The following is a 22,832-nucleotide window of genomic DNA, read 5'->3' as shown; positions in this document are numbered from 1 at the left end:
TAAATAGAGCAATCACACTAGACCACCATCAATGTGCCACCCGCCTAAATCCGTTCGCCAATCGATATCCTTCAGACTCACTGCCCGTAAGTCTGCCTGCGAAAGAAGTCAGCGTGCCCACAACTAGATGACCCTTTGCTTACAGGTACTGGCGCCATATCTCAAGGCGTCAATTTTTTGATCAAAACAAGATCAGTTGCTTACGAGAGTTTTTTTAGGATCGTCAAAAAAACAATAGATCACTCCTACATCAACTCTCTTCAATCAGCACCAGTCCGCCACCATGCCTCACCTATACTATTTTGGATTCCCAGCAATACCATTTCAAAACTAACGAGCTCCCCAGTAGTTATAATTCAACCCCAAAATCCCCGCCCACTAATTAGGCTGCACACTCTATAAATCAAAGACTGTACTTTAGGACAGTTGAAATACCTTAGTGCAGAGTCAACAGTAGCTTCACCTGTAGCCAAGAAGTCGCAGTCATGAACTACTCCCCATGCACCTATGGATTTTCCGGCGTTTCCACCCGCATCGTAAGCTACTCCAAAATCCCCCTCAGAACCCTCGAGCAAATATTGTCCATTCGTAAACTCGCCTTCATCGATCGAAAGAAGTGGGACATAGGAAGTTATCAAGGTAGCGATTATGAGTGGGATGAATACGACGACCCCGACGCGATGTATATCTACGCCCATGAAAACGATCGCGTTACCGGCTGTGTTCGACTACGCCCCTCCAGCAAACCCACACTGATGAGTGGCGCCCTGAGCTTTATCCTTCCAACCGAAAAAAACAGACCGAACTTGGATCACTGTTGGGAAGCCACGAGGTTTGCACTTTCGACTGATCGTTCTTCCACGGGAAAACTCACCCGAGCCAATGTAGACATTCGCACGGCGGCACTTTTCCTGTCAATGATTAAGTTCGCCCAACAACAAAAGATTCACACCTATGAAATCGTCATTGACACCCTGATGGAAAAAATCCTGAAACGTTCTGGATGGGCGATTGAAAGACTCAATACAGCATCAGGTTCGAAGGGAGAACATGTAATTTACGGCACATTGCCATGCACTTTGAAAACTTATGAGGAGGTCCTCAGCAAAAACGCCATCGACCGAGCAACCGTACTTACCCACCCACTAATTACCGACCGCTCATCAGATACACTCCATAAATCCCTGGACACGACCAAGAGACTCCCCGACCGAAATATTCTGGCAAAGAGAGCCCTGCACACTGAACTGCAGCTTTAATCAAATAATTGGATGATTTTGGAGAAAGGATGAACCTACAACGATTATTCCCGCACGTTGGCAAAGTCATTGCCAGTACAGGCAGCCGCCATTTCCCGCGCATGTTGCACGACCTGATACTTACGGAAATACCCGTAGACGCAACACATATTACCGAGCAACGGATCGGTACAAGTAATATGTCGGAACCCAGCACCTCCAGCATAGGTTGCGTCGGCATGGACAACGCTTGCGTGGGTGCGCTCATGGACACGCACACCGCCAAACCCTTTTTCCTCGCCGACGACATTCTCTTTGAAGACGCGACGCCACAGAAAATACCTAACTTTTCTCGGTGCCTGCTTAAATGCGAGCGTTCGGACAAAGTCCCCGCCTATAGCACGACGACGCAATTACACCTGACGACCCGCAAGAATGGTCATCGTTATGTGCTGTCCATCTACCGTTCGCCTCTTTCAAAGGGATTTACCGCACAAGAACATGCACTGTTAAAAGATTTTTCCTGTCTCTTATTACCTATGGTCGAAGAGCACGTCGCGGCCCTTGTTCCACCGGAGTCGACACGACAGGACCCTTTCCTGGCATTGGACGCATCGGAAAATGGCGGCATGGAAGCACTGCGCCAAAGGTTCGCTGATCGACTGCAACTGTCGGGATTGAGTCTGTCCTCTCGCGAAACGGAAGTGTGCGTAGGTCTGCTGGCCGGGCGCACCGCCCCCGAACTTGCCGAACAACTGAACCTGAAGGTCAATACAGTCGAAAGTTATCTCAAGCGCGCCGCCATAAAGATGGGGATTGGCGGGCGTCGTTCGCTGATCCGCTGGATGCATTCAATGGATGCCGCACCGGCTCACATGGAATGGAATGGCAGTAACCCGATTCAACAAGCCGTATAACCTATCCCCCCAACGATTGCTCGCTCACTGACCGGGTCGAGTACTTGTTGGGGGAATATTGCTTGCCCTTCATGCCTCCTCCAGCGAACCTTTCTCCTTGGGTGATCGAATGCGACGCTTCAGCCAGCCCAGCGCATCGTCGACGTAAGTGAAAATCACCGGTACCACCAGTAGGCTCAACAGCGTCGATGTCAGCAAGCCACCCATGACCACCACCGCCATCGGTTGCCTGAAACTCGGGTCCTCGCCCATTCCCATCGCCGTCGGCAACATCCCGGCCCCCATCGCAATGGTGGTCATCAGGATTGGACGGGCCCGTTTGTGGCAGGCATCCACCAACGCATCATATCGACCCAGACCATAATCGCGGCGAGCCATGATGGCGTACTCCACCAAGAGAATGGAGTTCTTGGTCACGATGCCCATCAGCATCAACAAGCCAATGACCGATGGCAGGGAAAAACTGAAGTTGCACACCAACAAGGCCAACAACGCGCCACCCAGCGAGAGCGGCAGTGCCGACAGAATCGTGGCCGGTTGCAAGAAGTCGTGAAACAACAACACCAGGACTGAATAAATACAAAACACACCGATGGCCATGGCCAGGCCGAAGCTGGCGAACAACTCCGTCATCAATTGCAGTTCGCCCTGCTCCACCAGTTTGACTTCGGCTGGCAAGTTGCGCATCACCGGCAGTTGGCGGGCCTCAGCCATGACCTCACCCAGGTTACGACCGTTGAGTTCGATAGACAGGGTGACGTTGCGCAAGCGGTCCAGTCGGCTGATTTGCGCCGGCCCACTGCCCATGCTGAGTTCCCCCAACGAAGCCAGGGCGACCTGGCCGTCTCGCCCGGTTACCCGCAATTGGCTGATCGCCTGCAAATCGTCGCGCAACAGCGAATCCATGCGCACCCGCACGTCCACCTGGCGCTGGGACAAATTTATCTTACCCAGTTGCGAGGAATATTCGCCATAAGTCGCCATGCGCAAGGTATCGGCGATGTCCTGGCTGGTGATGCCCAATTCCGCTGCCCGGGCAACATCCGGCCGCATCTGGATTTCCGGTCGTTGCAAGGCGCTGCTGGACGAGACATTGCCGATCCCGTGCAGCTCACGTAGCTGGGGCTCAAGGGCACTTGCCGTGCGCTCCAGTAGATCGCCATCATCGCTGGCAAGCACGATATTGAGTTTCTCTCCACTGCCATCGCCGCCAACGTTGATGCGTACCCCCGCCAGGGTGCGCAACGCCTGGCGCATCTGCGCTTCGACCTCCACCTGCTTGCGATCACGAGCATCTCGGGGCGCAAGCTCCACCGTCAGGACCGCATCGCCGGCGCCGGTGATATCGGCAGGCCCGGCGCCCGTACTGCTGGCGGTCCCCACCGAACTGAACACGTGCTTGACGTCCGGTAGCTCGCGCAACCGCTCACTGGCCTGCAAGGCCACCGCGGTGGTTTGCGCCAATGTCGTTCCCGGCGGCAGTTCCAAGGTCACTTTGCTGCGACCGGTGTCCTGCGCGGGGAGGAAACTGGTGGGCAGCAAAGGAACCAATCCCAGGGCGCCGACGAAGCACAGGCCGGCCAGGCCCATTGTCGTCTTGCGCCGAGTCAGGCTGGTGTGGATCCAGCCCAGGTAGCGGGTCATCAACGGCCCGTCATGGTCGGTTTCGTTCCTTGTCTTGAGGAAATAAGCCGCCATCATCGGCGTCAGCAGCCGCGCCACCAGCAGTGAAAACAACAGCGCGACCGAAGCCGTCACGCCGAACTGGCGAAACAGCTTCCCAGCGATGCCGCCCATGAACGCCGTGGGCAGGAACACCGCGACCAGGGTAACGGTCGTGGCAAGCACCGCCAGACCGATTTCGTCGGCAGCCTCGGTGGCGGCCTGGAGCGGAGTCTTGCCCATGCGCAGGTGCCGCGCGATGTTCTCGATCTCGACGATGGCATCGTCCACCAGCACACCGATGACCAGTGCCAGGGCGAGCAGGGAAACGGAGTTAAGGGTAAAACCGGCCAGGTACATCACCCCAAAAGTGGGAATGATCGACAGCGGCAGCGCCGTGGCGACAATGAGCGTGGCGCGCCAGTCCCGCAGGAACCACCAGACCACCAGTACCGCCAACAGCATGCCTTCGTACAGCAAATTCATCGAGTCGTGATAATTGGCGAGCACGGCCTTGACCGTGTCGCTGGCTTCAACGATTTGCACGTTCGGATGTTGTTCGCCAAAGGTGGCCATGGCCTTGCGCACATCATTCGCGACGCCGACATCAGAGAACCCCAGGGAACGGGTGACCTGGAAGCCGATCACCGGCCTGCCATCGTGAAATGCCCGGGTGCTGCGCTCGGCGTGGGTGTCACGAATGTCGGCCAACTGCCCCAGGGCAAGCAGGCGACCATCGCCGCTGGGAATATCAATGGCACCGAGTACCGCCGGATCGTCAATGGCGCCCAAGGTACGCATGGCTTGTTGGCCACTGCCCAGATTGCCCTGGCCACCGGAATTGTCCTTCTGCATGGCCCGCAACTGGTTGGCGACATCCGCCACACGAATGCCCAGGCCCGCCATCAGCGCCGGGTCGAGATTGACCTGGACTTCCCGGTCCACGCCGCCCATGCGCGAGATCATTGCTACCCCGGGCACCGCCAGCAGTTGCTTGCTCAACTCATTGTCGACGAACCAGGACAAGCCCTCTTCGTCCAGGTTGTCGGAATCGATGACATAGGTGAGCAATGCCGAGGCACTGGTGGTCAGCCGCGAAACCGACGGTGTGTCCAGGCTCGCCGGCAGTTGCGCCATGGCACTGTCCACTGCGTTGCGCACTTCGTTGAGTGCCTCGTTGCCATCCTTGTCGATGTCAAAGCTGACGCTGATGTTGACGGCACCGTCGGTGATGCTTGTCGTCACGTGCTTGAGCAGGCGCAGCGACGTCAGCTTGTCCTCGATCTTGCGCGCCACTTCGGTTTCCAGTTGCTCCGGGGCCGCACCTTCCAGCGAGGCGCTGATCACCACCACTGGCAAATCCATGTCCGGAAAATCCTGGATCGCGAGCTTCTTAAAACCCAACAAGCCAAATAGCGTCAGCAGAATGAACAGCATGACGGCCGGGACCGGATGGCGGATCGACAAGGCCGAAACGTTCATGGCTGGGCGACCTGGGATTGAACGAGGGTCACACTCGCACCGTCATTGAGGAACGCACCGCCGGCGCGCACGATGCGGGCAGGCTCATCGAGACCGCTGAGGATCTCCACGGCCTGATGCAAGCGTCGGCCGACCACCACCGGTCGCTGGACAACGTGCATATCGTCATTGAGTGTGAACACATAGGAACGCCCATCCCGCAGGATGACGGCGGTGTCCGGCACAGTGAGGGCCTCGCGCGGCGCCAACTCGATCTGGCCACTGGCATACATGCCAGCCTGGGCGGCGCTGTCAGTTGGCAGGGAGACGTAGATCAATCCCCGGCTGGTCTTGGTATTCAACGTGGGCGATACCAGCCGCACTCGCCCTTCCAGGCTCTGGCCGCCGGGCAACGTCATGCGGGCAACTTGGCCAGGCTGCACCTGGGCCAGTTGGCGGGCATCCAGCTCGGCCTGCCATTCGATGCGACCATCGCGCACCATGCGAAACAACTCGTCGCCGGCGGAGAGCACTTTGCCGAGCAACGCAGTGCGCGCCGAAATGACGCCATCGTCCACGGCGACGATGCGTGTCTGTCCGAGCCTGATCCGAGTGCTCTGCAATTCGGCACGAGCGCTGGCGAGATCAGCTTCGGCGAGCGCGACCTTGATCCGGTAGTCCTCGCGTTGTTGCTCCGACAGTGCGCCGCCCTGCCCGACGACCCGGGCCCGACGGTCATTGGAACGGGCCTGCTCCAGGTTGGCGTTGGCTTGAGCGACGAGCGCCTTCTGTTTGTTTTCTTCGGCAACCACCGTTTCGCTGGCCAGCGTGGCGAGCAATTGGCCCTTCTTGACACGGCTGCCCACATCAGCCTCGATGCTGGCGATGCGCAAATTGCTGGTCTCGGCGTTGATCACCGCTTCCTGCCAGGGGGCGAGCGCGCCATTGGCAAACAGCAATTGCGGCCAGATCTGGCGTTGCGCCTGGACGACCTCCACGCTCAAGCTGCTGACCTGGGGAGCAGCCTCGACTGGCTCGGCGCCCCGGCGAAAATAGACCAGCGCGACGATGAGTGCGCACACGACGATGACCAACGTGAACTTGCCTGGCCTGGACCTCACGCGCCGTCTCCGTTCGATGCCCGGCTCCGCGCCAGGGGCTGGTCGGCTTGCCAGCCGCCTCCCAGCGCCTTGTACAGGGCGATCCAGTAACGCACTTGATTCTGCTGCAAGGTAATCAATTCAATCTCGGCGGTCAGCGCCTGGCGGCGCGCGGTTTCCCGGTCCAGCAGGCTGACGTTGCCGGCCTGCCAACTGCGGTCGATGGCCTCGAAGGACTCCCGGAAGCCGGCGGTGGAGCGCTCCACGTCCGATTCCCGGCGACGTGCCGCATCAAGTCGCACCAGCGCCTGCTCCACTTCCATCACACTGGTGCGCAGCGTTTGGCGATAGGCCGCGAGGGCCGCGTCATACGAGGCCTTGGCGCCGTCCACAGCAGCACGACGCTTGCCACCGTCGAACAGCGGAACCGACAGCACCGGGCCCAAGGACCAGGAGCGGTTACGCTGGCCCACCATGGTGCCCACGGAAATCGTTCCAGAAAGACTCAGGCTCGGCAGGCGATCGGCCTGGGCTACGCCGATTTCGGCATTTGCCGCGGCCAGCTCACGCTCGCGGGAAGCGATGTCCGGGCGCTGGCGCAGCAGGTCGGCCGGCACTTGCCGAACGTTGAGTTCGGCCGGCTGCGGCAGTTGTGCCGGGGTGTGGCCAAGCATTTCCAGCAGTCGCCCTTCGTCACTGCCGGTCAGCGTCACCAGGCTTTTGAGCAGCACCTGGCATTCACTCTGCTGTTGGACCAGAGTCGCGGCGCTGCTGGCGGCACTGGCATCGGCCAGCGCCGCGTCGGCCGACGACGTGAAGCCCGCCCCGTACGACTGGCGCGTCATGCGCGCTGTCTCTTGCTGCGACTGGGCCTGGTCGCGGTAGGCCAGTACCAATTTCTGACAACCCCGGTATTGCACGTAGTCATCACCGACCTGGGCCGCCAGGGAAACCCTCGCGTCATGCCAGTCATCGACCCGGGCTTCGACGCGGGAGCTGGCCGCTTCATTGTTGCGGCGCAACTTGCCAAACAGATCGAGTTCCCAGGCGGCATCCATCGTTGCCGAAGAGCCTGATCCCCCCAGGCGCTCCGAACCGGTCTGCTGCCCGCCTCGACCACCGGACAGCCTGCCGTCGAACTTGGGCAAGGCATCGGCGGCGTCGCTGTTGGCGGTCGCACGGGCCAGCGAAATATTGGCCCAGGCCTGGTCCATGGAGGGGCTGTCAGCTTCAGCCAGGCGCAACAGCTCGGCCAATGTCGGGTCATCGAATTGCCGCCACCAGTCGGCCAACGCGGCCACGGACGCGCCATGGGGCACCGGGGCCTGCCATTTAGCGGCGATCGGGACGTCTGGCACCCGATAGTCAGGGCCCAGTACGCAGCCGCTCAAGGCTACCGCACACAGTGTCACCAGCAATACGCTCTCTGGGGGCTTGAAGACATGCATAGTGTTCTCTAGGGGTGTCAACGATGAAAACAGCAAGGCACCCGGCATCGGCGCAACTCAGGGAGGTGGCAGATCATTAACGATGGCTTGGTGAGGCTCGTGTGGCAGGTATTTAACCCCGCGCCCGTTCCAATGTCTGGCGTGGAAATTGGGGACAGCTGCCGGCTGGAAAACTCGCGATAAAAACGGGGGCCTGTTGAAATGAGCTCGACCTGCCCAGTAATGGCTGCACTTGCTGTCGAGCATGAATGGCCCCCGCTCGGTTCACGTTCCATCGCCAATGGATGATCGAATATGGAAGCACTCACTTACCTTGGAAACATCGAGTCGAACGCACGTACCTACGCGCAGACTTTCCAGCGACTGTTCGTCAGCGGCAAGGGCATGCGTATCAAGGATGCGAGCGGCCAGGAGTTCCTCGATTGCCTGTCCAACGCCGGGACTCTGGCCCTGGGGCACAACCCGCCGCAAGTTCGGGATGCGGTGATGCACTTTCTCGACAGCGATCACTTGCAGCAGGCATTGGACCTGGCGACGCCGGCCAAGCATGCCTTCGTGCAGGAGCTGTTCTCGATGCTGCCGGCGCGTATGCGTGACACCAGCAAGATCCTCTTCTGCGGGCCCAGCGGCTCGGATGCCGTCGAGGCGGCCATCAAGTTGGCCCGCCACTACACCAAACGCTCGCCATTGATGGCGTTCCACGGCGGCTACCACGGGATGACGGCCGGCGCACTGTCGGCGATGGGCAAGCTGTCGCCCAAGACCGGCGATGGCCTGATCGCCCAAGGCACACACTTTCTGCCCTTCCCCTATCGGTTTCGATGCCCGTTCGGCACGAATGGCGAGCACACCGATCAGCTGTCCATCGACTACATCCGTACCGTCCTCTCGGATCCCGAAGGCGGCGTCGCCAAACCGGCGGCGGTCATCGTCGAGGTGGTGCAAGGCGAAGGCGGTTGCATCCCGGCCTCGGCCAGCTGGTTGCGGGCCCTGCGGGAGATCACCCTCGAGCAGGACATCTTGCTGATCGTCGACGAAGTCCAGACCGGCCTGGGTCGTACCGGCAGCACATTCGCCATCGAGCACGCCGGCATCGTTCCCGACATCCTGGTGCTGTCCAAAGCCATCGGCGGTGGCTACCCACTGGCGGTGATCGTGTATGCCGAGCATTTGGATACCTGGGGCCCTGGCATGCATGCGGGGACCTTCCGCGGCAATCAAGTGGCGATGGTCGCTGGCGCGGCCACAATGCAGCAAATCCGCAAAGACCATCTCGTCGCCCATGCCGCCCGGATGGGCGAACGCTTGGAGAGCGGCCTGCAGGACATCGCACAGCGTTTTCCATTCATCGGCGACATCCGCGGTCGTGGATTGATGCTCGGCGTGGAAATCACCAAGCCGGCCGACAATCAGCGCGCCGGCCAGGCTGACGGCGCCCGGGCACACGCCATCAAGCTCAACTGTTTCGACAACGGCTTGATGATGGAAACCGGTGGGCGCCATGGCGCAGTGCTCAGGTTCCTGCCGCCCCTGACCATCACCGAGACCGAGGTCGGCATGGTGCTCGACCGCTTCGAGCAGGCGGTGAGGAAGGTTGGCGAAATGCGCCCACAGGCGGCACGCGCARCGGTATARGGCGCCCATGTGGCGAGAGAGCTTACTCCCGCCGGGTCTGTAGCAGCTGTGTAGGAGCTGTCGAGCGGAGCGAGGCTGCGATCTTTCCCTATTCACTTGAGTCCCAAGTGAAAGATCAAAAGATCGCAGGCTTCGCCAGCTCCTACACAGCCCAGCGGGGCTCCCTCGCCACAAGGTTCCATGCCTGGCTTCAAGCCNGAGTCCCAAGTGAAAGATCAAAAGATCGCAGGCTTCGCCAGCTCCTACACAGCCCAGCGGGGCTCCCTCGCCACAAGGTTCCATGCCTGGCTTCAAGCCAGGCCATCACCGAGACCGAGGTCGGCATGGTGCTCGACCGCTTCGAGCAGGCGGTGAGGAAGGTYGGCGARATGCGYCCACAGGCGGCACGCGCAGCGGTATAGGGCGCCCATGTGGCGAGAGAGCTTACTCCCGCCGGGTCTGTAGCAGCTGTGTAGGAGCTGTCGAGCGGAGCGAGGCTGCGATCTTTCCCTATTCACTTGAGTCCCAAGTGAAAGATCAAAAGATCGCAGGCTTCGCCAGCTCCTACACAGCCCAGCGGGGCTCCCTCGCCACAAGGTTCCATGCCTGGCTTCAAGCCTGACCATCACCGAGACCGAGGTCGGCATGGTGCTCGACCGCTTCGAGCAGGCGGTGAGGAAGGTTGGCGAAATGCGCCCACAGGCGGCACGCGCAGCGGTATAAGGCGCCAGCCCCCCCTGTGGCGAGGGGGGATGTCTGGGTTCAAGTAATGGAGCCCGGCTCAGTCCCGCGCCAATGCATTGATCGGATCGAGCCGTGCGGCGTTGCGTGCGGGCACGAAGCCGAACACGATCCCGATGAGGGTCGAACAGACGACCGCGGTGACGATCGATCCCATCGAGAACACCATCTGCCATTCCTTGACGAAGATCGAAAAGACGTAGCCGATACCAAACGACAAAGCGATGCCGATCGTGCCACCCAGCAGGCAGACCATCACCGCCTCCACCAGGAACTGCTGGCGAATGTCGGACTGGCGTGCGCCGACGGCCATGCGGATACCGATCTCCCGGGTACGCTCGGTCACCGAGACCAGCATGATGTTCATCACTCCGATGCCACCGACCACCAGTGAGATGATCGCAATCAACGAGAGCAGCAGCGCCAGCGATTGGCTGGTCTTCTGCACCGTTTGCATCACACTGTCGAGGTTGTAGGTGAAAAAATCCTTGAGACCATGACGCTGCTCCAGGAGCTTGACGACGTTGTCCTCCACTAGTTTGCTCGGTTGCCCGTCCTTGATACGCACCGTAATGCTGTCCAGGAAACGCTGGCCCAGCAACCGACCCGCCGCGGTTTCATAGGGCATCCAGATATTCAGGTTCTTGCTGGTGTTGAACACGCTTTTGCGGTCTTCGGTCACGCCGATGACCGTGCAAGGCAGGTTGTCGACGAGAATCACCTTGCCCAGCGGGTCTGTGTGCGAGCCAAACAATCTGTGGCTTGTGTTGTGGTCGATGACCACCACTTGCGATTGCCGCCGGGCATCGTCGTTGCTGAACGCCACACCCGAGCCGATCTTGATTCCGCGAACCTGGAAGTAACTCGCGCTCACACCGTTGACGGTCGCATTGACGTCGATATTTTCATAACGCAATAGCAGGTTGCGACCCAGGTTGGGCGTCGCACTGTCGATGTAGTACTGGTCGCCCAGGGCGGTTACGTCGGACAGCACCAACGTTTCGATAGCCGTCGAGCGACTGTCCCCCCAGTCGGACCCAGGCATGATTTCGATCGTATTGCTGCCGATCGCTTGGATGTCCTTGAGGACATATTGCTTGACTCCTTCGCCAATCGCCACGATCGATACCACGGAGGTGATACCGATAATGATGCCCAACATGGTCAGCAGGGTTCGCATCCGATGCGAGACCAGCGCCACCCAGGCCATGTTGAACGCTTCGCTGAACAGGCCGAAGCTGGCGAGCAGACCGTTCGTGGGCTTGACCTTGGCCGGGCGCATGTCTTGTGCCGGCAGGTCTTGCAGCGGCCTCTGCGGATTCGGACGATCACTGACGATCTCGCCGTCGCGGATCTCGATGATGCGTTGGGCATGGGCCGCCACTTTCTCATCGTGAGTCACGATGATGACCGTATGCCCCGCCGCATTGAGCTCCAGCAGGATCTTCATGACCTCCTTGCCGCTGGTGGTGTCCAGCGCACCGGTGGGTTCGTCCGCCAGAATGATCTCGCCACCATTCATCAGTGCCCGAGCGATACTCACCCGCTGCTGCTGGCCCCCCGAGAGTTGACTCGGCCGATTGGCCAAGTGCCCCACCAACCCCAAGCGCTTCAATAGGTCCCCGGCACGGTTGTGGCGTTGCGACTCTGCGGCACCGGCGTAAATGGCCGGCATCTCGACGTTGTGCAAGGCGCTCAGATGCGGCAGCAAATGGTAGCGCTGGAAAATGAAACCGAAGTGGTCGCGCCGCAGCCTGGCCAGCTCACGGTCGTCCATCGAACCGGTTTCGCGCCCGTCCACCTTGTAGCTTCCGGCGTCCGGATGGTCGAGGCAGCCGAGTACATTCATCAGGGTCGACTTGCCGGAACCGGAAGCACCGGTGATCGCGACCACCTCGCCCGCATTGATCGTCAGGTTGATGTCCTTGAGCGCTATGAAGGCCTTTTCGCCCGCGAGAAAACTGCGGGTGATGCCCTCGAGTTCCAACAGTGGTCGCGTCATAGTCAGGCTCCCGCCACGGCTGGGGTCGGCTCACCGATGACGACCTTGTCACCTTCAGCCAGGCCATCCTTGATCTCAGCCCTGACGTTGTTGTTGATGCCCGTCTGCACGTTACGCGGCTGGGCCTTGCCTTCGGCGTCCAGTACGCGGACCACGAAGCTGCCATCCTGGTTTTTCGCACCCAGGGCGGCGACGGGAACCGTCAGCACATCCTTGGCCTTGTCCAGGACGATACGAACCTGGGCGGTCATGGAGATACGCAAGCGATGATCGGGGTTCGGCACATCGAAGAGGCTGTTGTAGAACACCGCCGTGTTTTGCTTGGGCGTCCCGGCCGCCTGGGTCTCGAGGAAGTTTTGCGGCGCCGGCTCGGTGCCTCGCAGTGTGGCGTAATAGCGCTTTTCCGACTCCCCCAGGATGGTGAAATACACCTCCTGGCCGGGAACGATGTGAATCACATCGGCCTCCGATACCTGGGCCTTGACCGTCATGGTGTCCAGGTCGGCGAGCTTGAGCAGGACCGGCGCCAACTGCTCGGCGATCACGGTCTGGCCCTCCTGCGTGACGATCCCCACCACATAGCCATCGATCGGCGCGACGATGTGGGTGTAGGCCAGGTTGACCCGTGCGGTTTCCACTTGGATGCGCGCGTCCTTGATCTGCGCATTGAGGGAGAGCAGGTTCGCCTCTTCCACCCTGTAGTTGGACTCCGCGGTCTCGTATTCCTGCTTGGAAATCGCGTCGTCCGGTTGCAGCTTTTTGTAGCGATCATAGGTGGCCTTGGCGTCCTTGAGTTGCGCCGCCGTGGCCTGCCGCTTGGCCACCAGGTTCTCTTCGTTAACCAGGGCCTGGCGCAATGAATTCTGCGCCAGCATCGGGTCGATTTCCGCCAGCCACTGGCCCTTCTTGACCTTGTCGCCCAACTTGACCTTGAGCGATTTCAGCTGGCCCGACACCTGGGCACCGACGTCGACCTGCTTGATCCCCTGGAGCGTCCCGCTCGCCAGCACCGAATTCTCGATGTCAGCCCGCTCGACCGTGGCGGTCAGGTACTCCGGCGGTTTGCCCGGTGATTGTGCGCTGTAGAAAATCAGACCGGCCACCACGACCAGAACGAGCACGATAGCGATTTTTCGAAACTTCGACTTTTCCATAAATAACCATGAGTGCGTTGATTTCAGACCCGGCCAGCGTGGCGCCGAGTTCCATGGATGGGCGTCGAGGAAGGACAGTCATACGCAATCACTGGCGGCCTCCTCGTCGAGCATGGGAAGGCCGTCCTGCCACCAGGCTGCCAGGTTATGTACGTGAGGGGCCTTGAGGATCGTGAAGTGGTTACCCGGACCGTACCAGATACTGAGGTCAGGGATATGCTTGCGCCATCCTTCGATCATTTGTTCCTGTTCGCGTTTGTTACCGGCCGTGTCCAGGGTCGGATCATTGGCCAGCACCAACCGCACCGGTCCGGTGTAGCGGTGTTGTGGTTGATAAACCGTGCGCAGTGCCGTACCGAAGGCTCGCGCCGGACCGCGCATGGCATCCACCGCCGAGCGCTGCGGCAACATGCCGGCGCGGACCATGCCGGCATGCAGCAAGCGCATCTGCGCGGTATCGTCCTGGGTCCCGAAGACCGTGGCATCGATCCCCAAGGACTTGCCGGAAGCCAACTGCATCGCCTCGATCAACCGATTCAGCACCCCCGTCGCGGTGTAGGGCTTGCCCACCACGCCGTTGCCGCCCGGCGACTCACTGTCGATCAAGGTCAGCGAAGCCACCTTACGTCCGCGGGCGTGCAGGCGGGCCGCCATTTCGAACACGATCCAGCCGCCGAAGGAATGGCCGAGCAGATGCACCGGCCCCTCCGGTTGTACCTTGTCGATCGCGTCGAGGTACGCCTGGGCAGCGGTCTCCACGAGGCTGAAAGGCTCTGTGCTGCCGTCCAGCCCACGATGTTGCAGCCCATGGATAGGCCATTCCGGTCCAAAGGCATCGGTCAGCCCGATAAAGCCGGTCACGCTGTCGCCGGCCCCCGGGACACAGAATATCGGTGCCCGGTCGGCGCGTCCGCCCTGAATCGTCAGCAGTGGTTGGTAACGGTTCTTCGGCGCAGGTGCCGGACGGGCTGCGACGGTATCCAGTACATCGCTGATGGCTTGGCCCAGTGCCCTGACCTGTGGGGCCTGCATCATCGTCTGGTGGTTACCAGGCACCTTGACGCAGTGCATCTGCGTCTTCGGCAGGACAGCGTCCCACCCCAGGTAACCGGAATGTTCGGGCGCGTCGTCCTTGCGTTCCTCGGCCACCAGCAGATGTACCGGTACAGAGATCGGATACACCAGGTAATGGGCCAATGCATGACCGTGGGCGACCTCGCGATCCAGGTACTGCCAGAGTTGGGCCGCGCTGTACTCCGCCAGCTCGGGCGGGAGCAGGCCGTCGTCGTAGCAGTGTTGCACCAGGCCTTCGAACGCGAAGTCGCTCAGGCGAATCTGCAGGAGGGCCAGTTTTTCGAGCACCAAGGCGAGCTCCGCCTCCCCCAGGACACCGGCCTTCCAGAACACCTCGCAGCGATCCAGCAAATGCCGTGCGTGGGCTTCAGCCGGTGACCAGCGTTCCCTGCCCTGGTCCACCAGCCGTGGCAGGTAGCTGTCGATCAGGCCGAGGAACTCGACCTCTTCGTCCAGGCCAATGAGCTGGATGGCGATCTCGTAGGCCAGCACGCCGCCGAACGACCAGCCGGCCAGGCGATAAGGGCCCTGTGGCTGTACCGAGCGGATGACGCCCACCAACCGTGAGGCCAGGCACTCCATCGTCTGCAACTGCGGTTCGCCCCACGGGATGGCAGGCAGGCCATAGACCGGAATATCCGGATCGATGTGTTTGCCCAGCATCGGGAAGTAAAGATCCAGGCCGCTGAACTCGTGCACCAGGAACAGCGGGTTCTGCTGGCCGGTGGTGCGCACCGGTACAAAAGCCTCCTGCACCTGGATTTCGGTGCTACGGGTCTGCAGCAACAAGGCCATGGCCGCGACGCTGTCGTGCTGGAACAACTCGGCCAGCGACATCGGCAGGTTGGCTTGGGCCAGCACTCCCAGCAAACGAATCGCCAGCAGCGAATGCCCCCCCAATTCGAAGAAATTGTCGTGGCGGCCGACCTGTTGCAGGCCCAGTACCTCCTGCCAGATCTGCGCGAGCAGGGTTTCGACTTCGCCTTGGGGAGCCTCGTAGACACGGCTGACGACAGCCTCCTGGTCCGGTGCCGGCAGCGCCTTGCGATCGAGCTTGCCGTTGGCGGTCAGCGGCAGCGCATCGAGTCGCACGTAGGCCGCCGGCACCATGTAGTCGGGTAACTGTGCGTGCAGATGCCCGCGCAGGTCTTCGATTGGCAGCGCCTCATCCGCCGCGTGCTGGGTGAAATAAGCCACCAGGCGCTTCTCACCCGGGGCGTCTTCGCGCACCAGCACCACGGCGTCCTTGACGTCGTCATGCAGGGCCAACCGGGCTTCGATCTCGCCCAGCTCGATACGGAAGCCACGGATCTTCACCTGATCGTCGTTTCGTCCCAGGCATTCCAGGCTACCCTCCGGCAACCACCGACCGAGGTCGCCAGTGCGGTACAGCAACGCGTCGGGTTCATGGCTGAACGGGTCGGCGATGAACTTTTCCGCAGTCAGGTCCGGTCGGTTCAGGTACCCCTTCGCCACGCCCTTGCCGCCGATGTATATCTCACCGACAACCCCCATTGGCGCCAGGTGTTGGCGGGCATCGAGCACATAGACCTGGGTGTTGGAAATCGGTCCGCCAATGGGCACGCATTCGGCCTCCGGCGCCACGGACTTCACCTCATAGGTAGTGGCGTAGGTGGTGGTTTCGGTCGGACCGTAGCAATGCACCACGCGCAACTCCGGAGCCAGTTCCAGCAAACGCCGGAACGAAGCCACATCGGCCCGTTCACCACCGCACAACAGGATCCGCAGGCCGCCGATGGCCTGGGGAATCAGTTGCACGTATTGGTTGAAGATCGCGGTGGTCACGAACAGTACCGTGACCCCCGAGTCCTCCAGCACTTGGGCGAACCTTGACGGCTCAAGCAGGGTTTCATGATCGATCACCACCACTTGCCCACCATTGAGCAAGGCGCCCCAGACGTCCATGGTGCTGGCGTCGAACGCCGGGTTGGAGGCGAACGCGATACGGTCGTGTTCGTTGAAATCAGCATAACCGTTGTTTATCACCAGGCGACTGATCGCCCGGTGTGGCACCAGTACGCCTTTCGGCGTGCCGGTGGAACCAGAGGTGTACATTACGTAGGCGACCGATTCAGAGCTTTGCATCATGTCGAGGTTATTGGACACTTCGTCCAGCACGACGGTGTCCAGGTCCACGCGCAATGTGTCTTCAGGAACAGTCCTAACGCTCAGGGTCAGTACGACCCGTGTCCCACTGTCCCGCGCCATGAAGCCTTGACGCTCGAGCGGCGCGTTGACGTCCAGTGGCACGTAGACAGCGGCACACTTGAGAATCGCCAGCTGGCTGACCAGCAGTTCGATCGAGCGCTCCAACTGCATCGCCACGCAATCGCCCGGTTGTACGCCCAGGCCGATCAGATGACGGGCCAGGCGGTTGGCCCGGACATTAAGCTCGCTGTAGGTCAGGGTTTGTGCGTTGTGCACGACCGCAATAGCCTCCGGACGCTCGTTGGCCTGCGCCTCGAACAGGCCATGGACGGTCCTGTCCTGGGGATAGCGACGGGTAGTGGCGTTGAAATCCACCAGCAATTGCCGACGCTCGCCCGACGGCAGGATCGACGCGCTGTTCAAAGGTGTTTGCGGCGCTAGCTCCAACGCCTCCACCAACTGCTCCAAGGCAATGTTCATGTAGACACAGATCCGCTGCGCACCGATCTGCGGCACCGCCAGCGCCGACACGCTGAAACCTTCGCCCAGGTCATCCACCGACAAGGTCAGCGGGTAATTGGTGCGTTCCTCACTGCCCAGGGCCTCGATGCCTTCCCAAGCGGCGAACGCTTCGCTCGAAGCCGTGCCCATGGCGCTGTGCCGATAATTGAGCAAGGCGCTGAACAGCGGCAGCGGCGCGACCACGCCGCTGCAACGCTGGGCCAAGGCCAGCGAGGCGTGTTCGTGCCCCAGCAGATCGGTCAGGCGGGCGTGGGTAGCTTTCACCCCATCACGCACGCCTTGGGTATCGACATCCACCCGCAATGGCAGGGTGTTGATGAACATGCCCAGTGCCCGGTCGGCGCCCTCGCCGCCCTGCATCCGGCCCATCAACACCGTGCCAAAGACCACATCCTGCTTGCCGGACACTTTGCTCAGGACCTGCGCCCACGCCAAGTGATGCAGGCTCGCAGCGCTCACCCCCAGCTGACGGGCCTGGGCCCGCAGGCGCCGGCTGAGGTCGGCGGCGAGGTTGAGCCCGGCCGCTTCGATATCGCTGCCGTCGCCACGGACATCCAGCAAGCCGAACGGCAACGTGGGTTCCTCGATGTCGCCGAGCATGTCGCGGAAGAACCCTTCATGTTCCTCACGGCTCACGCCCAAGCGCGCCTGGGCCACGTAGTTGCGGAACGGTACAGCTTCGCCCAACTGATCAGCGTGGCCCAGCAGGTGCGCCTGCATCTCGTGTTGCACCACTTCCAGCGCCGTGTGATCGAGGGCCATGTGGTGGAACAGCAGCATGGCGATCCACCGCTGGTTGGCGGCGTCATGGGTGAACGCCAGACGCATCAACGGTGCCTGGCGTACATCGAGGCGCACGTGTTGCCGGTCGAAACGTTCGAGCAGTTGCGCGGTGACGTCGTGGCCCGGCTCGAAAACACACTCGTCCAGAATCAATTGCGCCTGGCGAACGACCACTTGCACCGGCTCGCACAGGCCTTCCCAGAGTACAGCGGTGCGCAAGATGTCATGCCGGTCGATGACGCCTTGCAATGCGTCGACAAAGGCGTCCAGCCGGGCGCGGTCCTTGAAGTGGAAGGTGGCCTGCTGCACGTAGAGATCACCCTGCTGCGAAGCCAGGTGGTGATACAGGATGCCTTCCTGCAGCGGCGCCAGGGCATAGATGTCCTGGACGTTGCTTACGCCGCCCGGCACCGCCGCGACGATCTGCTCGATCTCCGCTTGGGACAGATCGGCCAGCGGCAGCATGTCCGGCGTGATGCGGGCGCAGCCGCGGGTAATGCCGTTGACCGGCACCATGACCTCCGTCACGCCCCCCACCGCCGCCGCCAATGCCGCCAGCGTCGGCTGGCCGAACAGCACGCGCACATCGGCGCTCAGGCCCACCTGACGCATGCGTTCGATCAGCGTGACCGCCAGCAGCGAGTGGCCGCCCAGTTCGAAGAAGTGATCGTGTCGTCCGACCCGCTCGACCTGGAGCAACTCGGCCCACAACTGTGCCAGGGTCGTTTCGACGGTGCCCTGCGGGGCCTCGTATTCGCGGGTAATCACCGCGTCCAGGTCCGGGGCCGGCAGCGCCTTGCGGTCAAGTTTGCCGTTGGGGGTCAGCGGCAGCACATCGAGCCGGATGTAGGCGGTTGGCACCATGTATTCCGGCAGTTGCCCTAGTAGATAAGCGCGCAGGGCTTCGATGTCAGCGACCGCTTCTGGCGCATGCGGGGTGAAATAGGCCACCAGGCGTTTCTCGCCCGGTACATCTTCACGGGCCAGCACCACGGCTTCTTTCACCGCATCATGCTGCGCCAACCGCGCTTCGATCTCGCCCAACTCAATACGGAAACCGCGGACCTTCACCTGGTCATCATTACGCCCCAGGTACTCGATGTTGCCGTCCGGCAGGTAACGACCCAGGTCGCCGGTGCGGTACATCCGCGCATTTGCCGCGGTGCTGAACGGATCCCCCAGGAAACGCTCGACGGTCAATTCCGGACGGTTCAGGTAACCCCGCGCCACCTGTACACCGCCGATGTAAATCTCACCGGCCACGCCCAGGGGCACCGGTTGTCGATGGGCATCAAGCAGGTAGATCCGCGTATTGGCAATCGGCTTGCCAATGGGCGTGCTGTCCGGGGTTTCTGCACCCGTGCAATCCCACGCCGTCACGTCCACCGCCGCTTCGGTCGGGCCATACAGGTTGTACAGGCCGCTGTGCGGCAATTGCGCCTTGAAGCGCCGCACCAGGTGCCCCGGCAACGCCTCGCCGCTGCACATCACCCGCACCAAACCTTCGCACTGTCCCGCCTCGCCATGGGCCAGGAATACATCGAGCATCGACGGCACAAAGTGCAGCGTGGTGATGCCCTGGGCCTGGATCACTTCGCGCAGGTAGGCAGGACCCGCCTCGCCATGGGCCAGGAATACATCGAGCATCGACGGCACAAAGTGCAGCGTGGTGATGCCCTGGGCCTGGATCACTTCGCGCAGGTAGGCAGGATCACGATGCCCGCCCGGACGGGCCATCACCAGCCGCGCACCGCTGAACAGCGGCCAGAAGAAYTCCCACACCGACACGTCGAAGCTGAACGGGGTCTTTTGCAGCACTGCGTCTGTGGCGCTCAAGGCGTATTCGTCCTGCATCCACAACAGCCGGTTGACCACCGCGCCGTGCTCGTTCATCACGCCTTTGGGCAGGCCCGTGGAGCCCGAGGTGTAGATGACATARGCCAGGTGATGGGCATGCAAGCCTTYAACCTGCGGATTGTCGGTTGGCTGCATCGAGAACCCTTGCGCCTCATCCAGCAGCAAGGTCCGCGCCTGCGTAGCCGGCAGGCTGGCCTGCAAGGCGCGCTGGGTCAGCACCACCCTCGGCGCGCTGTTCTCCAGCATGTAGGCCAGGCGCTCGNAGGTCCGCGCCTGCGTAGCCGGCAGGCTGGCCTGCAAGGCGCGCTGGGTCAGCACCACCCTCGGCGCGCTGTTCTCCAGCATGTAGGCCAGGCGCTCGTGCGGATAATCCGGGTCCAGTGGCACATACGCCGCGCCGGCCTTGAGAATGCCCAGCAGGCCCGCCACCATGTCCAGGCTGCGATCGGCACAGATCGCCACGCGGTCATCCGGGCGAATGCCCAGTTCCAATAGGCGATGGGCGACCTGGTTGGCGCGCGCATTCAATTGCGAGTAGCTCAACTCTGCCTCACCAGAGACAACCGCGACGGCATCCGGGCAGGCCGCAACCCGTGCCTCGAACAGACCGTGCAAGGTCAGGCCTTGCGGATAATCGACCGCAGTGCTGTTGAGCGTTTCCAACAGATGCAGACGTTCGGCCGCCGGCAGACTCGTGAGGGCCTGCTGTGGCGTATCCGGCGCCTGCTCCAGTGCGCTGACCAGACTTTCGAGCGTGGTCTGCACGTACTCGCCGATACGCTGCGCACCGGTCCCGACCAGCGCCTGTACCACCAAGCTGAAGCCCTCGCCTTCATCATCCACGGCCAGCACCAAGGGGTAATTGGTCCGTTCTTCACCACCAATCGACTCGATGCCTTGCCACGCCGTCAGCGCCTGCGCGGTCACCTCGACCCCGCAATGACGATAGTTGAGCATCGAACTGAACAACGGCGTTGGCGCAACCACACCACTGCAACGCTGGGCCAGTGCCAACGGAGCATGCTCATGGCCCAGCAGGCCGCTGAGTCGCTTGTGGGTCGCTTTCACCGCTGCGTATACACCTTGTCCAGCCAGGCTCACCCGCAATGGCAGGGTGTTGATGAACATGCCCAGGGCACGGTCGGCTCCATCACCGGCCTGCATGCGCCCCAACAGCACGGTGCCGAAGACCACGTCGTCGCGACCGCTGACACGGCCCAGGACGTGCGCCCAGGCCAAGTGCATCAGGCTGGCCGCGCTGACGCCCAACTGGCGAGCCTGGGTGCGCAGACGACGGCACAGGCCCGCCTCCACGGCCAGCTTCACCTCTTCCACGCCATTGCCATCGCCTTGCACGTCCCGCAGGCCGAACGGCAACGTAGGCTCGTCGACGTCGCCAAGCATGTCGCGGAAAAACGCTTCGTGCGCCTGCTGATCGACACCCAGGCGCGCCTGGGCCACGTAATTGCGATAAGGCACCGATTCGCCCAGTTCATGGACCTTGCCCAACAACTGCGCCTGCATTTCACGTTCCAGCACTTCCAGGCCGGTATGGTCCAGGACCATATGGTGGAACAGCAGCATGGCGACCCAGCGCTGGTTGGCGACGTCCTCGGCGATGGCCAGGCGCAGCATCGGTGCCTGCCGCACGTCCAGCCGGTAATGCCGGGCATCGAAACGCTCATACAGCCGGGCAACGGCATCGCCGCCGCTCGGGTCCGAGTCCAACTCGTCAACGCTGAGCCGAGCCTGTCGCCACACGACCTGCATCGGTTCGTCGAGGTTTTCCCAGACCATCGAAGTCCTGAGAATGTCATGCCGGTCAATCACCCCCTGCAAAGCCTGGGCAAAGTCATCCAGCCGGGCCCGGCTGTCAAACCCGAACAGCGTTTGCAGCACGTACGGATCACCCATTTCCGCCGTCAAATGGTGATACAGGATGCCTTCCTGCAACGGCGCCAGTGGGTAGATCTCCTGCACGTTGCGCGCACCTCCCGGCACGCTCGCCACGATCCGATCGATGGCCTCCTGGCTCAATACGGCCAGCGGCAACATGTCCGGTGTGATGCGCTCACAGCCTTCGACGACGGCGCAGGCCGGCACCACCACATCCCGGTGCCCGCCCACCGCAGCGGCCAGCGCCTGCAGCGTTGGCTGGCTGAACAGCACGCGCACATCCACCGATAGTTCGACCTGGCGCATGCGCTCGATCAGCCTCATCGCCAGCAGCGAATGGCCGCCCAGTTCGAAGAAATTGTCGTGGCGACCGACCCGCTCCACTTTCAACAGCTCGGCCCACAGGTCGGCCAAGGCCTGTTCGATCTCGCCCTGCGGTGCCTCGTAGGCCTGGCTGGCGTACGCCTCGGCATCCGGTGCCGGCAGCGCCTTGCGGTCCACCTTGCCGTTGAGCCCGCCGGCACCATGTAGTCCGACAGGGTCGCGGACAATTGCTCGCGCAACCCGGCCACGCCCAGCGTCACCTGCGGTTGGGCAATGACATAGGCCACCAGGCGTTTCTCGCCCGTTTCATCGGCCCGCACCAGCACCACCGCGTCCCTCACACCCTCACAGGCCACCAGCTTGGCTTCGATCTCGCCCAGCTCGATGCGAAAACCGCGGATTTTCACTTGGTCGTCGTTACGCCCCAGGCATTCCAGGCTGCCGTCCGGCAACCAGCGGCCGAGGTCGCCGGTGCGGTACAGCAGCGCGTCGGGTTCATGGCTGAACGGGTTGGCGATGAATTTTTCCGCGGTCAGGTCCGGCCGGTTCAGGTAACCCTTGGCCACGCCCTTGCCACCGATGTACATCTCGCCGACGACGCCCAACGGTGCCAACTGCTGGCGCGCATCGAGCACATACACCTGGGTGTTGCCGATCGGCCCGCCGATGGGCACGCACTCGGCATCCGCCGCCACGGCCTTCACTTCAAGGGTGGTGGCGTAGGTGGTGGTTTCAGTCGGACCATAGCAGTGCACCAGACGCAAACTCGGCGCCAGCTCCAGCAAACGCCGGAACGATGCCACATCGGCCCGCTCGCCGCCGCACAACAGGATGCGCAAGCCGCCGATGGCCTGCGGAATGAGCTGCACN

At 61.8% G+C, this 22,832-nt stretch carries 8 protein-coding genes and 2 pseudogenes; 3 read left to right on the top strand and 7 right to left on the bottom strand.

All coding sequences use genetic code 11. The features are described 5' to 3' along the window. Window positions 1–485 precede the first annotated feature (485 nt). Window positions 486–1,259, top strand: coding sequence for an acyl-homoserine-lactone synthase (locus tag ASC85_RS15510; protein ID WP_057450237.1), 774 nt, complete (start codon window positions 486–488; stop codon window positions 1,257–1,259). Between the two features lie 29 nt (window positions 1,260–1,288). Beyond that, window positions 1,289–2,155 carry a helix-turn-helix domain-containing protein gene (locus ASC85_RS15505; protein WP_057450236.1) on the top strand — a complete coding sequence of 289 codons (867 nt, stop codon included), beginning with the start codon at window positions 1,289–1,291 and terminating at the stop codon, window positions 2,153–2,155. A 69-nt stretch (window positions 2,156–2,224) separates the two neighbouring features. On the opposite strand, the gene ASC85_RS15500 is transcribed toward ASC85_RS15505, so the two are convergent. From ASC85_RS15500 to ASC85_RS15490, 3 genes are read right to left on the bottom strand one after another with little or no spacing between them, the layout of a single operon-like run. After that, entirely contained in the window at window positions 2,225–5,299 is a 3,075-nt protein-coding gene (locus tag ASC85_RS15500) for an efflux RND transporter permease subunit (RefSeq protein ID WP_057450234.1), read from the bottom strand. Continuing rightward, window positions 5,296–6,399, bottom strand: coding sequence for an efflux RND transporter periplasmic adaptor subunit (locus ASC85_RS15495; protein ID WP_430458895.1), 1,104 nt, complete (start codon window positions 6,397–6,399; stop codon window positions 5,296–5,298). Before ASC85_RS15495 ends, ASC85_RS15500 begins: the two co-directional genes overlap by 4 nt. Continuing rightward, window positions 6,396–7,826 (bottom strand): efflux transporter outer membrane subunit, encoded by a 1,431-nt coding sequence (locus tag ASC85_RS15490; RefSeq protein WP_057450233.1) that lies wholly within the window; start codon window positions 7,824–7,826, stop codon window positions 6,396–6,398. The genes ASC85_RS15495 and ASC85_RS15490 overlap by 4 nt, the downstream gene beginning before the upstream one ends. A gap of 294 nt (window positions 7,827–8,120) precedes the next feature. Here ASC85_RS15490 and ASC85_RS15485 point away from each other — a divergent pair, with 294 nt between their 5' ends. Then, window positions 8,121–9,461, top strand: coding sequence for a diaminobutyrate--2-oxoglutarate transaminase family protein (locus ASC85_RS15485; RefSeq protein WP_057450231.1), 1,341 nt, complete (start codon window positions 8,121–8,123; stop codon window positions 9,459–9,461). Between the two features lie 760 nt (window positions 9,462–10,221). On the opposite strand, the gene ASC85_RS15475 is transcribed toward ASC85_RS15485, so the two are convergent. The 4 genes and pseudogenes from ASC85_RS15475 to ASC85_RS33150 all read right to left on the bottom strand — a co-directional run. Then, window positions 10,222–12,183 carry a MacB family efflux pump subunit gene (locus ASC85_RS15475; protein WP_057450228.1) on the bottom strand — a complete coding sequence of 654 codons (1,962 nt, stop codon included), beginning with the start codon at window positions 12,181–12,183 and terminating at the stop codon, window positions 10,222–10,224. 2 nt (window positions 12,184–12,185) lie between these two features. Next, window positions 12,186–13,337 carry a macrolide transporter subunit MacA gene (gene macA / locus ASC85_RS15470; RefSeq protein WP_057450227.1) on the bottom strand — a complete coding sequence of 384 codons (1,152 nt, stop codon included), beginning with the start codon at window positions 13,335–13,337 and terminating at the stop codon, window positions 12,186–12,188. 78 nt (window positions 13,338–13,415) lie between these two features. Beyond that, window positions 13,416–20,004: pseudogene (locus ASC85_RS32630) on the bottom strand (amino acid adenylation domain-containing protein); the annotation flags it as partial. A gap of 1 nt (window position 20,005) precedes the next feature. Next, window positions 20,006–22,831, bottom strand: a pseudogene (locus tag ASC85_RS33150) (AMP-binding protein); the annotation flags it as partial. Between the last annotated feature and the right edge of the window lies 1 nt (window position 22,832).

The organism is Pseudomonas sp. Root401, from assembly GCF_001425105.1.
Taxonomy (GTDB): domain Bacteria; phylum Pseudomonadota; class Gammaproteobacteria; order Pseudomonadales; family Pseudomonadaceae; genus Aquipseudomonas; species Aquipseudomonas brassicacearum.
The sequence above is the reverse complement of the archived record's forward strand: the minus strand, read 5'-3'. Positions and strand labels throughout refer to the sequence as shown.

Bases quoted from the DNA above. Each gene is read 5' to 3' on its own strand.
- ASC85_RS15510 (WP_057450237.1), top strand. From the start codon at position 486: ATGAACTACTCCCCATGCACCTATGGATTTTCCGGCGTTTCCACCCGC.
- ASC85_RS15505 (WP_057450236.1), top strand. From the start codon at position 1,289: ATGAACCTACAACGATTATTCCCGCACGTTGGCAAAGTCATTGCCAGT.
- ASC85_RS15500 (WP_057450234.1), bottom strand. From the start codon at position 5,299: ATGAACGTTTCGGCCTTGTCGATCCGCCATCCGGTCCCGGCCGTCATG.
- ASC85_RS15490 (WP_057450233.1), bottom strand. From the start codon at position 7,826: ATGCATGTCTTCAAGCCCCCAGAGAGCGTATTGCTGGTGACACTGTGT.
- ASC85_RS15475 (WP_057450228.1), bottom strand. From the start codon at position 12,183: ATGACGCGACCACTGTTGGAACTCGAGGGCATCACCCGCAGTTTTCTC.
- macA (WP_057450227.1), bottom strand. From the start codon at position 13,337: ATGGAAAAGTCGAAGTTTCGAAAAATCGCTATCGTGCTCGTTCTGGTC.